Source organism: Carnobacterium jeotgali MS3, from assembly GCF_000745125.1.
GTDB lineage: Bacteria > Bacillota > Bacilli > Lactobacillales > Carnobacteriaceae > Carnobacterium_B > Carnobacterium_B jeotgali.
On record NZ_JQNF01000010.1, the window covers coordinates 174595 to 187346 of the forward strand.

The following is a 12752-nucleotide window of genomic DNA, read 5'->3' on the forward strand; positions in this document are numbered from 1 at the left end:
GTCTTAACCTTCTTTCTTTAATCTATAAAGAAATTAAAATAATCCAATAACTCTTCCATCAGCCAGAACATCAATAGATTCGGCTGATGGTACTTTAGGTAACCCTGGCATCGTCATGATATCTCCAGTTAAAACTACAATAAACCCTGCCCCAGCTGATACTTTTACTTTTTTTATTGTAACGGTAAAATCTTCTGGACGGCCTAATTTATTTTTATCATCTGAAAACGAATATTGCGTTTTCGCCATACAGATAGGCATATTCCCAAATCCAAGCGCTTCTAAATTGGCGATTTCTTTTTTCACTCCAGGTGCTAATACGATTCCTTCGCCACCATACACTTTTTGTACAACTTTAGTCATTTTATCCACTAATGAATCCTCTAATTCATACGCGTAAGTTAACGTGCTCTCTTGATCTGCTAGCTCGACAACTGCTCTAGCTAAATCTTGTCCGCCATTCCCGCCATTTTCCCAGACATCTGATAAAACGACCCGAACACCCATCGCTAGGCACTTTTCTTCTACTAAAGCTAATTCTTCAGCCGTATCTGTGGGGAACTTATTAATGGCTACAACAGTTGGCATTCCAAATACCGTTTGCATATTTTCAATATGCTTTATTAAGTTAGGCAACCCTTCTTCAAGAGCTAAAAGGTTCTCTTTCTTCAGTTCTTTTTTAGCCATCCCACCATGCATTTTCAATGCTCTAATTGTTGCGACAACAACGACTGCTGAGGGTTCCAATCCCGATAACCGGCATTTGATATCCATAAATTTTTCTGCCCCTAAGTCGGCACCAAAGCCGGCTTCAGTTACAACGTAGTCCGCGTATTTCAAAGCTAATTTAGTTGCTTTAATGCTATTGCAACCATGTGCTATGTTAGCAAATGGACCGCCATGAATAAAAGCAGGAGTATGTTCCAAAGTCTGAACTAAATTTGGTTTCAACGCATCTTTCAATAAGGCTGCCATCGCCCCATGTGCCTTTAAGTCTCCGGCTGTAACGGGTTGCCCAGCAACGGTGTACCCTACAATAATTTTTTTCAACTTCTCTTTCATTTCATCCATATTCATAGACAAACATAAGATAGCCATAATTTCAGAAGCTACGGTAATATCAAATCCATCTTCGCGTGGAACACCATTTGTTTTGCCGTTTAAACCATCAACAATATAACGCAATTGACGATCATTCATGTCTACTACTCGCTTCCACGTAATGTTTCGTGTATCAATAGTTAAAGTATTTCCGTGATGAATATGATTATCTAACATAGCAGCTAACAAATTGTTTGCTGCACTAATCGCATGGAAATCACCTGTAAAATGCAGATTTAAGTCTTCCATCGGTACTACTTGAGCATATCCACCACCAGCTGCACCACCTTTCATACCAAATACTGGCCCTAATGAAGGTTCTCTTAAAGCAATGGCTGCTTTCTTACCTATTTTTTGAAGTCCATCTCCCAATCCCGCTACCGTAGTTGTTTTGCCTTCTCCAGCAGGTGTAGGCGTGATGGCCGTTACAAGAATCAATTTCCCGTCTTTTCTAGTATCCAAATCTGTAATTTCTGTTTCATTGATTTTAGCTTTGTATTTACCATATTGTTCAATAGCCTCATCATTAATGCCTAACTTTTTAGCTATCGCTACTATTGGTTCCATTTCAGCTTCTTGTGCAATCATGACATCTGTTTTATAGTCCAATTATATCCCTCCACTTTGTTTCAACTCAAATAATACTTACCCTTATATTACCATTTTTCTCGGTTGATTTTGTAGATTTATTCAAGTTGTTATTGAACATCCTTTTTTCTATAAAAAAGAGACGTTTTGCTTAAAAATAAGCTTAAACGCCTCTTCTTTACTTGCTTTTAATTTGTCTTTTTCAGAATATGTTTGTGGTAAATTTTATCCATTATAACTGCAATAGCGTTGTCGCCTGAAACATTTGCAGCTGTACCAAAACTATCTTGTGTCAAATAAAGTGTGATTAAAAGATTTCCCAGTACACCAGTCGGATCGATGCCAACCATCGTCATAAAAGGTAAAGCACTCATAATTCCCCCACCTGGTGCACCTGGTGCAGCCACCATTGCTACACCCAACATAGCAATAAAACCGGCCATCATTCCAAAGTGTACGGGCATATTGTACATCAACAATACTGCTGTCACGCATGAAACGACTGTCACAATACTTCCCAACAAATGGATGGTCGCACATAAAGGGATAATAAATTCACGAATTTGAGTGGATACCCCATTCTTTTTAGCAATCTCTAAGTTAACAGGGATAGTAGCCGCAGAGGATTGCGTTCCAACAGCCGTTACATAGCCTGGAATTTGATTTTTGATTAATGTGAACGGATTTTTCTTTGTATAGATTCCTGCAATAATAAAAAAGAGGGAAACAAGAATAAGCTGCACACTAATCACAACAATAAATACTTTCCAAAAAATTGCAAGTATTGAAAAAACACTTCCTGTATAACTCAAGTTGACAAAATTACCAAATATAAAAATAGGCAATCCTGGAATTATCAGTGAATTAAGTAATTTAGTAATGATTAGACTAAATTCACTAAAAAAGTTGTACATTGTTTCTCCTTTACCTTGACCTTTTAGCCAAGAAATACAAATGCCAAACATAAAAGAAAAAACAATAGCAGAAGTAACATCCATTAGGGGTTCTAAAGGAATTAAAAATAACGGTTCAAGACTTGCCTGCTCACCAATAACGGCTTTGCTTAAACTAGCATCTATAAACAAAGGAAATATATTAAACGCAACAACGTAAGCAATAACTCCAGCAATCAATGTTGACGAATAGGACATCAATGTGGTGATTCCCAGTAGCTTTCCAGCTCCTTGTGTCAAATCGGCAATCCCGATCACTACGAATCCAACAATCATTAATGGAATAATAAAACTTAGCAAACTGCTAAATAGAGCGGAAATCGTAACGGGTATCTCAATAATAAAATCTGGTAAAAAAGTCAACTGACCAAAAATAATACCTAAAACAATTGCTATTAGTAATTTGGTTACTAATCCTAATTTAATTTTTTTCATTTTTTCTCACTCCTTATATATAAAGAAAAATCTATCTTTTTAATAAATTCTTCCTTAACTATCCTAACACACTTTTTTATTTCTAACCATTTTTTAATCAAAAAAAAAAGTGGTTAGTTGATTTGAAAATTATTCAACAAAAAAAAGGTCTGTAACTATTGGTGTTGATAAATGCATTGAAATAATTAGCTGGAATTTCTGGAGGAATAGGGTTGCTTGTAGCCGTGTAAAGGATTCAATGCGAATTACCGAGCGTTGACGCTTCAGCGATTACGTTTGGTTTGAAGCTTAAAAGTTTTAAGATTATGGTCTTTAAGCTTAAAATGCTCCCATGGCTTCACAAGTTACCCCGTCTATTCCACAAAAAAAAATAGCTGGCACAGATTCGGAACAATCCCGAACATCTGCCAGCTAATTCATTATTGATACTCTCTTTATTAGTATTGATTTATTTATTCTTCTTTCAGTATTCCATCTTCAATGCGGTAAACTCGGTCACAATATTTCAACATGCGTTCATCATGTGTAACCATGATGGCTGCTTTGTTACGCGATTTCACTTCTTTTGAAATCAATTGTACCACTTCATGTGCACGTGCTGTATCTAAATTAGCTGTTGGTTCATCTGCTAAAATAATATCTGGATTATTTACAAATGAACGAGCAATAGCGACACGTTGTCTTTCACCACCAGATAGTTCATTAGGATATTTTTTAAGTTTCATACCTAATCCCAAATCTTCTAATAATTCAGTGGCTATTTTTTTCATTTCTTCAGTGATAGCGCCTTTCATTTTTACGACTACCAACAGTTGATCTAATACTGTCAAATACGGTATCAAGTTCGCTGTTTGCAAGATGAATCCAATTTGTTCCAAACGTACATGTGCTAATTCTTTTTCATTTAAAGATGAAATAGCTTTATCTTTAATAAATACTTCTCCATCAGTTGGCTTCAATAAAGCTCCAGCAATAGATAAAAAAGTGCTTTTTCCTGAACCAGATGGCCCAATAATAGCCACGAATTCTCCTTTATCTACCGTCAGAGAAACCTGATCCAAAGCGATTGTTTCTCTTTCGCTATCTTTATAGCGTTTAGTTACATTTTCCAATTGAATACTAGCCATTATTCCACCCTCCCTAATGCTATTAGCGGATCGATTTTTGAAATTTTCATGACAGAAAATAACGAACTTAAAACACTTATTATTAGTAACACAATACTATAGATCACAACCATTGGAAGTTGCAAATTAAATGGCATTCCTTCAGGTAGTACTGCAGCCGTTAAATAGGTCAATCCAATTCCTACTAAAATGCTGACTGCTGATAAAATAAACACTTGAGAAATAACCGTTTTGATGACAAACCAGTTGCTTCCCCCAATAGCTTTTAATACACCAAACTGTTGCGTTTTTTGGTTAGTTAATACATAGAAGAACACGCCAATAATAAATGCTGAAATAATAATTAAAAACCACAGCATCATAGTGATTGTGCCGTTCTCAGCTGCATAACCTGGAACTGCATTTACCGCTTCATCTTTTGTGCCCATTTCGATTTCACCGACAGCTTCTTCTACTTTCTTTGTATCTACATCAGTTCCTTGAACTAAGATTCCATTAACCGGATTTTCAATACCTGTATCTGAACCAGGTGCAGCATACTTCACCGCACGAAATTTGTCCATCTGCGTAAATATGACCGGTTGATGATTTAATGTTTGATTATGAACAAAACCTATAATTTCTACTTCTTCATTGGAACCATTGATTGCCAACACGTCACCTAAAGAAAAGCCATCTGCTTTCAGTGAATCATCTACAATCACACCGTTTAAATTGTTGCTAGTCAAATTTTCACCAGCATTAACCGTTGGCTCCATAAAAGATCCAGGCTGAATACCTGCTATAAGGACATCCGTTTTAGTGGCATTTTTTTCATCACTAGCTGCTGAACGGATAGAAGCAGAAACAGTCCCCATCGAAGCAACAGCATCTACGCCCTCTTGTTTTAGAATCTCTTTCTCGACAGATTCAGAAAGAATTGATTTTGAAAAACTAAAATCCGTTTCATCTTCAAAAACAGCATAATCTGCCTCTGAATATTTTAACGTTGAAGTTGCTAAATCAGATAATCCTGTTCCAAGACCAGATAATACAAACACTAGCCACGAAATAAAGACGATAATTAAACCAATCATCATAAATTTCCCTTTGGAATGCTTTAATTCTTTTAATGCTAAAAACATTTATCCTACCCCATTTCTTTGAATACTTATCTTTACAATAAGTAGTATACAGCAAAGTTACACAAGTGTCACTTTAAATAGTGAAAATACCATTTTTTATGATTAGTTTAATAAAATACGCTTTTTCTTCCAGACTTAAATTAGAATGGTCTGGTATGTTGATGCTATGAAATATCATATTAACAATTAAACTATCTGGTAATTCTTCTTTCAGCTGTCCATTCTTTTTACCCGTTTTTATAAATTGTTGAATGTGTTTAAAAAAATGACCGTGTACATCTGCAGAGATAATTTCTTTTCGCTTTTGATTTTCTGGACTGATTTTGATTTTATTGTGAGGAATAGCATTTGATATCAAGTGGATTTCGCGGTACTTAAAGATCAACTCAAATAATTGATCGAACTGCTCAGAGTAATTTAAAGACCATTCAGTATGATTAAAATCTTTCATCATTTGTTCCATCTGACAAATCAAATAATCATTCATTAATTCATCTTTATTCGTATAGTATTTATAAATGGCTGCTCTTGATACCTGCAAAGATTTAGCTAACAAACTAAACGAAAAATGTTCGTATCCTTCTTTTATCAGAAGTTCATGTGTATGCAAGTAAATCTCTTCTGTTGAAAATTTCTTTTCTCTTGCCACCGAAATCATCCCTTCTTTTTCTTTTCTATTACAGATTATATCACGTTCTCACCCTCTAAAAGCAAAATAAATAAGGGGATGAAGTTCTTTCCTTCACACCCTTATTTATTTCTATTTCACTAACGCTAAAGCACCCATAGGATCCCATGGTTCTAATGCAATAATCGGTTCATCTAAAGCTTTTAGCCATTCTTCAGAAACGTATTTCTTATCTACTGCAATTTGATAATTAAACTCTTCAAACCATTTATCACTCATAGAATAAATGCCTTTTTTACCAGCTTTGTCTCCCCAGCTATTTTCGACCTTCCATGTTAAGGGTTGACCTTGTTCATCTAAGTCTACTCCAACAAAGACCATTGCATGTGTCAATAAGCTGTCCCCATAATCTAAGCGTTGAGCTTTTGTTAATCCATTGCCTTCGCCTAGCGTCAACTCATAACTGTAACTTTTTTCATCCATAATTCCAACATCTTTTACCAACATTTTGCCTACATCACAGCCAAACCATACAGGTTGGCCATCTTTAATAGAAGCCACTGCTGCTGCTTTTAAAGCTTGAATTGGAACATTGATGTATTGAATCGGTTTAGCTTCTTTAACGGTTCCTAAATATTTAACCGTATACGCTCTTCCGAAAGGTTTATCTTCAGTTGGCGCATTTAACAAGCTAACCAAATTCGTCAAATCCCAACCCACATACTCTTTGAAAAAATTTTGTGGTGTACTATCTTGAATGCGACGGTATTCGCCATCTTTATCTCGGTATGTGTAAGCGAATGTTTCAGGAACTTCTCCCAGAGATTTTACCAGTACGCTATAAATGAAGTATAACATCGTTTCTTTCTTAGCTGTCAGTTCATTTAAGGTCAATCCTGTTTTATGTCCTTCACGTAGTTGATAAGCAAATTCTCTTAATTTAGATGTTAGTACTGCATTTAATTTGCTTGTGTTAGAAGAATGAAACGTTTCCGGCATAACTGATTTAGGAACAGCACCATATTTTTCTAATAAGCCTGAAAACATATCCCATTGTCCGCCATCTTGAACTGGATCCATCAATAGATGAGCAATAATTCTAGAATCTTGGGCTTCATCTAGCGTTTCTAAAATGCTGTCCAAGAAATAATTTGCTTTTTCTAATTTATCCCAAAAAAGCGTATAGTTTTGAGAAAACTCAAAGCTTTCCATATTTAATTTGTTCATTGTGTCAACACGAGCGGTATTTAAAGCCGCAAACATCCAACACCGGCCACTAGATTTTTGATTTGTTATCGTGCCACGTTTTGTTTCATTTGAAAACTCAAAAGAGTGTCGTCTTAATACATTGTTGTCTAAAGAAGCGTCATCAATACCGACTTTTGCTATTGCACCTTTAATGACTTGATTTGTGCTATTTGCATCAAATCTGTTTTTAAATTCTACTAATAATTCGTTATCGATTCCCATCTTCATTCCTCCTAAATATTACTCAATATGTTACTCTTCTTTAGTTTATCTAGCAAGTTGATTCATTTAAAATAAAAAAAAGACTGGATTAATCCAGCCTTACTTCATAATTATTTAGCTACTTGATAATTTGTGCCGCTTAGTGCTTGGTTAAATTCTGCTTCATCAATTTCATTTTGGCTTTCAACGATAGCTTGTTTAGTTTTTAAATCAACCGCTACACGTTCAACCCCGTCAATAGACTCCAACTTTTCAACTACTGTACTGGCACAACCATCACATTTCATGCCTTCAATCGTTAATTCTTTTTTCATTCTTCATCGCTCCATTTCTTTCAAGTGTTTTTTAAGCTTTTATTTAACAGCGGGTTTAAATCTTTTCAAGCGCAAAGCGTTAATCAAGACAGATACTGAACTAAAACTCATTGCTGCTCCAGCTAGCATTGGATTTAATAACGGTCCGCCAAAGACATGCAAGAATCCCATTGCTATCGGAATCCCAAGAACATTGTAGCCAAATGCCCAAAATAAATTTTCTTTGATATTTTTGATAGTAGCTTTACTTAATTCAACAGCAGTTGGTACATCCATCAAATCACTTCTCATCAACACAATATCAGCAGATTCCATAGCGACATCTGTACCTGTTCCAATAGCGATTCCGATATCCGCTTGTGCTAAAGCAGGAGCATCATTAATACCGTCTCCAACCATCGCAACGATTTTTCCTTCTGCTTGTAATTTTTTAACTTCATTTGCTTTCTCTTCTGGTACTACTTCACTTAATACCCGGTCTATTCCAACTTGTTTGGCAATCGCTTCGGCTGTTCGTTTATTGTCACCAGTAATCATAGCTACTTCTAGTCCCATTTTATGCAATTTCTCAATAGCTTTCAAACTATTTTCTTTTACAGTATCTGCAACAGCAATAATCCCAGCCATTTGACCGTCTTTAGCAATATACATTGGCGTTTTTCCTTCTCCAGCTAGTGTATCAGCTGTCATTTCTACTAAATCAAGCGAAATACCACGGTCTAGCATGAGTCTTTTATTTCCTAATAAGATAGACTGATTCTCAATGTTCACCTCAATACCATGCCCTGGCAGCGCATTAAACGATTGTATCTTAAGAAATGTTAATCCTTTATTTTCTGCACCATGAACAATGGCTTCTCCTAGTGGATGTTCGGACCCTTTTTCAGCAGACGCTGCAAGAATCAGCAAGTCTTCTTCAGCCAGGTCATTAACTGTTACGATATCGGTGACTACAGGCTTGCCTTCTGTGATTGTACCCGTTTTATCAAAAACAATCGTTTGGATTTTGTGTGTTTTTTCTAACGCTCCACCACTTTTAATTAATACTCCGTGTTCTGCACCTTTTCCGGTACCAACCATAATTGCTGTCGGTGTCGCTAAACCTAGTGCACATGGACAAGCGATGACTAATACGGAGATTGCAATCGTTAAAGCAAATACGCCAGACTCGCCTGCCAAATACCAAGCCAAACCTGATAAAACGGCCAAAACGATAACGATTGGTACAAAGTAACCCGAAATAATATCAGCTAGTTTGGCAATCGGCGCTTTTGAACCTTGTGCATTTTCAACCAGTTTAATGATTTGAGATAAAGCTGTATCTTTTCCGACTTTCGTTGCTTTGTATTGAATTGTCCCGTTTTTATTGATACTTGCTCCAATGATTGCATCGCCGATTGTTTTTTCAACCGGTATACTTTCTCCTGTCAGCATTGCCTCATCTACTGAAGTGATTCCTTCAACAACGACTCCATCGACCGGCATCTTTTCACCTGGTTTGACGATAATAATGTCACCTACTTGTACTTCATCAATGGTGACTTCAACCTCTAGTTCATTGCGTATCACGCTAGCTTTTTTCGGAGCAAGTCCCATTAATTTCTTAATGGCCTCAGAAGTTTTTCCTTTTGAAAGAGCTTCAAAGTATTTACCGAGGGTGATTAATGTCAAAATAACTGCCGCAGATTCATAATAAAGTTCCATCGCTAAATCAGTATTTCCCATTATTATTCCTATCGTAGCAACCAAGCTATACAAGAAGGCTGCACTCGTTCCTAATGCGACGAGCGAATCCATATTTGGGTGACCTTTGAATAACGCTCTAAAGCCTACTTTAAAGAATTCTCTTCCTAAAAATACAACTGGCACGGTTAAAATCAATTGCGTTAAAGCAAACGTTCCAGCATTCATCATGGGATCTATTGCTTCAGGTAAAGGCATTCCTAACATATGTCCCATTGAAATGTACAATAACGGAATCGTAAATACTGCTGAAATCCAAAAACGTTGCCACATATTTTTTATGTGTTGAGCCTTTTTCTCACGATCCACGTCTACCGCATCTCGTGTTTCAATTTCTTCATGAGCTTCATAACCCGCATCTTTGACAGCACTTGTAATATCCGATAAGACTAACTGATCTGGGTCATATTGGACCGACATTTTTTCTGTAGCAAAATTGACACTTGCACTTACTATACCAGGCAATTTACCAGTAGCTTTTTCAACTGTTTGAGCACAAGACGCACAGGTCATTTCCTCAATTACAAATGTTTTCTGCTTTGTATTTGTTAAAGCTTTATAGCCGGATTGACTGACTACTTCTTGAATGTCTTTGTATGTCAGACTCGCTTCATCGTAACGAATATGCATTTTTTCAGTAGCTAAATTCACACTTGATTCTTGAACTCCCGGTAATTTCTTAGTTGCTTTTTCAATTGTTTGCGCACAAGATGCACAACTCATACCTTCAATCGTAAATGATTTCTCAATCACCTTTATCCACTCCTTTTTTTAGTGCTGATGGTTTTGGCAATCACATTGACCAGGAATACAATCGCATGAAACGACATCGACTGCTTCGTTTCTTTTTTCTTTTAAAAGCTCTTCCAACATTTTTACATCTGCGTGACTTAACGTTGCTTCACTAATAAGATTGGCAATTGTTTGTCCAACTTTTCGATTGCAGACCTGATCAAAAAAATCGTTGGTTTTACTTTTCAAACTTTCTTCTTCAGTAATTAACGGGCTGTACAAATACTTATTGCCAACAGCTTCTGTTTGCAACATGCCTTTATCAACGAGTCGACCAATCAATGTTTTTATCGTCGCTTGTTTCCAATTCATTTTTTCTTTTACTATTGCTGTAATTTGCTTACTCGTTACCGTTTGGTTCGTCCAAGCTACTCGCATGATTTCCCATTCAGCATCGGAAATATTCGGTTGAATGTTACTAATCATTAAGTTTCACTCCTTTCGACTACATTCGTAATCGTTCTATATTTATAGTTTACATTCGTAATCGTTTTTTGTCAACTATTTACATTCAAAAAAAAACAACACAATAAAAAAAGAGCGAAGTTTCACTCTTTTCTTATTGTGTTGTTTGTTCAGTATCATTGTACTCACTAGTTAAAATCAAACTATCGACCCGGCCTTCTTCTGTTTTATTATCTGCTTTTGGTCGGCATTCACCGTATCCTACTACAGAAATGCGCTTTGGATCAATTCCCGTTCTTTGATAAGCCTTATGATCATTGATCAAAATCCAATAATTAAGCCTCCCATCATAATTCCTCCAAATACCCATACTAATCGGTCATTTATCTCTACTGACCATATAGGGAATTAACTTAGTTTTTTTAAGTCTCTTCTAAACAAGAAAACGCTCATTCTATACTGCTAGAATGAGCGTTTTTTTGTTCGTATTTTTCTTTTTTACGGTTGAATACTTTTTCTAGGCGTGGTCGATTATAGCGCTGCACTAATATAATCGGTACATTAAACATCAATGCGTAAATAACCATGATCCACCCTGCCCAAACGGGATTCCAGAAAAAAAACAATCCTGAAGGCAGAATTGAAAGCCAATGAGTGAGTTCTGCTCTTTTTGTTTCGATTATAAAGGTTTCTAAATAGTTCATTTCTTTCTGTTGCAACTTTCTTTTATAAAAGCCACTTCCTAAAATACGAGAACCTTCGGGAATATATTTGGCATATTTCTTAACATTAAAATGGTTTTGCCAAAATTGTCCTTCAGCTTCCCATTTCCTAGTTCGATACAGTAAGGAATTTTTTTGAAAAAAGTGGTCAGGTAAACTCAACGTAAACATAGAAATAGCTAAATGAAAAAAAAGCCAAGCGACACTATCAACAACGATGGTCCAGAAAACAGATAATTCTATTAGCTGCATTGCATTTTCCCTCCACTATACTTCTATATTACGCCCTCGCCACTTCACCCGGTGAAAAACTTTTGTTAAAATAAGTGACCAGACAAACAATCCAACAAAAAATAAAAATTGGAACGGATAGAAGACAAGCGCATAAAACTTAAAGTTCCCTACTCGTCTGGCCAACCAATAAAACTGCGTTAGGTACAAGATACACAAAAGGCTAGTTGCTACTAACAGGCTATAGTGGGTTGTACTCAACGCGCCAATTAATGCAATCATAGAGAAAAAGCTTCCGCTAATCCAGCTTGATATCATTAACGTGACTATTGGATGAGTAGATTGTGCCGCAGTCCCGAAGCTCTTTGTCCATCCTTCTACCAATGTTTTCATTCCTTCTGGATACATTTGGAAAGAAATGGTTTCTTTTCCGCTGTAACAACGAACTGGGAAGTCCTTCTTGGCGAATAACTCTCCTAAAGCTAAATCATCCATGATTGCCCCTTGTATTTCTTTGTGACCGCCCACACTAAAATACTCTTCACTTGTACACAAAATACAGGGACCAAAAGATCCAGCTGTTTTAAGTTTATCACCTATAGGTGTAAAAGTATTCATTCCAGCCATTAAAATAATATTAAAAACGGCTGACATATTTTCGTATAAATGGGTTATTTTATGATAAGGCTGAAAAGATAGAATGCCATCTCCACCAACCGTTTGATACGTATTTAGTAAATGTTGTAAGCTAAATTGATTTTCAAAGCACGTATCTGCATCTAAAAAGAGTAACCAATCTCCATTGGCCTTTTGGGCTCCACGCCAACAAGCAGCGGATTTCCCAATATCTTCCTCAGAACTCGCTCTCTGGATTACTTTAGCGCCATAACCTTTAGCAATCGCAACCGTTTGATCTTTTGAATCATCATCGACTACTATTATTTCTATGTTATAGACGGATTGTTCTTTTAATGACTTTAGCAATTTGGGCAAACGATTTTCTTCATTTCTAGCAGGAATAATAATGGATACCGTTTTTCCAAAACTTAGCTGTTGCTCTTTCTTGAGTGCTAAAGGAACTTTCCAAAGCATAAGGAAACCACTAACGAGAGCTAGGGC

General features: G+C 36.3%; 12 protein-coding genes. All 12 read right to left on the minus strand.

What is annotated here, in order from left to right:
• Positions 1-33 precede the first annotated feature (33 nt).
• Positions 34-1710, minus strand: a complete 1677-nt coding sequence (locus BP18_RS08380; RefSeq protein ID WP_269319411.1) for a formate--tetrahydrofolate ligase — start codon at positions 1708-1710, stop codon at positions 34-36.
• A 167-nt stretch (positions 1711-1877) separates the two neighbouring features.
• Positions 1878-3077 (minus strand): dicarboxylate/amino acid:cation symporter, encoded by a 1200-nt coding sequence (locus BP18_RS08385; RefSeq protein ID WP_035050583.1) that lies wholly within the window; start codon positions 3075-3077, stop codon positions 1878-1880.
• Between the two features lie 452 nt (positions 3078-3529).
• On the minus strand, positions 3530-4204 hold the full coding sequence (locus tag BP18_RS08390) for an ABC transporter ATP-binding protein (RefSeq protein ID WP_029277223.1): 675 nt from the start codon (positions 4202-4204) through the stop codon (positions 3530-3532).
• Complete coding sequence (locus tag BP18_RS08395; RefSeq protein WP_007721009.1) at positions 4204-5328, minus strand: ABC transporter permease; 1125 nt, start codon at positions 5326-5328, stop codon at positions 4204-4206. Before BP18_RS08395 ends, BP18_RS08390 begins: the two co-directional genes overlap by 1 nt.
• 73 nt (positions 5329-5401) lie before the next feature.
• Positions 5402-5986, minus strand: coding sequence for a TetR/AcrR family transcriptional regulator (locus tag BP18_RS08400; RefSeq protein ID WP_407389372.1), 585 nt, complete (start codon positions 5984-5986; stop codon positions 5402-5404).
• Positions 5987-6088: 102 nt separating this feature from the next.
• Entirely contained in the window at positions 6089-7426 is a 1338-nt protein-coding gene (locus tag BP18_RS08405; protein WP_007721013.1) for a C1 family peptidase, read from the minus strand.
• Between the two features lie 110 nt (positions 7427-7536).
• On the minus strand, positions 7537-7740 hold the full coding sequence (locus BP18_RS08410; protein WP_007721015.1) for a heavy-metal-associated domain-containing protein: 204 nt from the start codon (positions 7738-7740) through the stop codon (positions 7537-7539).
• A 39-nt stretch (positions 7741-7779) separates the two neighbouring features.
• On the minus strand, positions 7780-10236 hold the full coding sequence (locus BP18_RS08415) for a heavy metal translocating P-type ATPase (protein WP_081835466.1): 2457 nt from the start codon (positions 10234-10236) through the stop codon (positions 7780-7782).
• A gap of 18 nt (positions 10237-10254) precedes the next feature.
• Positions 10255-10701, minus strand: coding sequence for a CopY/TcrY family copper transport repressor (locus BP18_RS08420; RefSeq protein ID WP_007721018.1), 447 nt, complete (start codon positions 10699-10701; stop codon positions 10255-10257).
• A gap of 133 nt (positions 10702-10834) precedes the next feature.
• Entirely contained in the window at positions 10835-11005 is a 171-nt protein-coding gene (locus BP18_RS12460) for an OmpA family protein (RefSeq protein WP_197050107.1), read from the minus strand.
• 124 nt (positions 11006-11129) lie between these two features.
• Complete coding sequence (locus BP18_RS08425; RefSeq protein ID WP_035050584.1) at positions 11130-11654, minus strand: glycosyl-4,4'-diaponeurosporenoate acyltransferase CrtO family protein; 525 nt, start codon at positions 11652-11654, stop codon at positions 11130-11132.
• Positions 11655-11669: 15 nt separating this feature from the next.
• Positions 11670-12725: a glycosyltransferase gene (locus BP18_RS08430; RefSeq protein ID WP_231549457.1), complete on the minus strand. Its 1056-nt coding sequence runs from the start codon at positions 12723-12725 to the stop codon at positions 11670-11672.
• Positions 12726-12752: the final 27 nt, after the last annotated feature.

Bases quoted from the DNA above. Each gene is read 5' to 3' on its own strand.
- BP18_RS08385 (WP_035050583.1), bottom strand. From the start codon at position 3,077: ATGAAAAAAATTAAATTAGGATTAGTAACCAAATTACTAATAGCAATT.
- BP18_RS08390 (WP_029277223.1), bottom strand. From the start codon at position 4,204: ATGGCTAGTATTCAATTGGAAAATGTAACTAAACGCTATAAAGATAGC.
- BP18_RS08395 (WP_007721009.1), bottom strand. From the start codon at position 5,328: ATGTTTTTAGCATTAAAAGAATTAAAGCATTCCAAAGGGAAATTTATG.
- BP18_RS08400 (WP_407389372.1), bottom strand. From the start codon at position 5,986: ATGATTTCGGTGGCAAGAGAAAAGAAATTTTCAACAGAAGAGATTTAC.
- BP18_RS08405 (WP_007721013.1), bottom strand. From the start codon at position 7,426: ATGGGAATCGATAACGAATTATTAGTAGAATTTAAAAACAGATTTGAT.
- BP18_RS08410 (WP_007721015.1), bottom strand. From the start codon at position 7,740: ATGAAAAAAGAATTAACGATTGAAGGCATGAAATGTGATGGTTGTGCC.
- BP18_RS08420 (WP_007721018.1), bottom strand. From the start codon at position 10,701: ATGATTAGTAACATTCAACCGAATATTTCCGATGCTGAATGGGAAATC.
- BP18_RS08425 (WP_035050584.1), bottom strand. From the start codon at position 11,654: ATGCAGCTAATAGAATTATCTGTTTTCTGGACCATCGTTGTTGATAGT.
- BP18_RS08430 (WP_231549457.1), bottom strand. From the start codon at position 12,725: ATGCTTTGGAAAGTTCCTTTAGCACTCAAGAAAGAGCAACAGCTAAGT.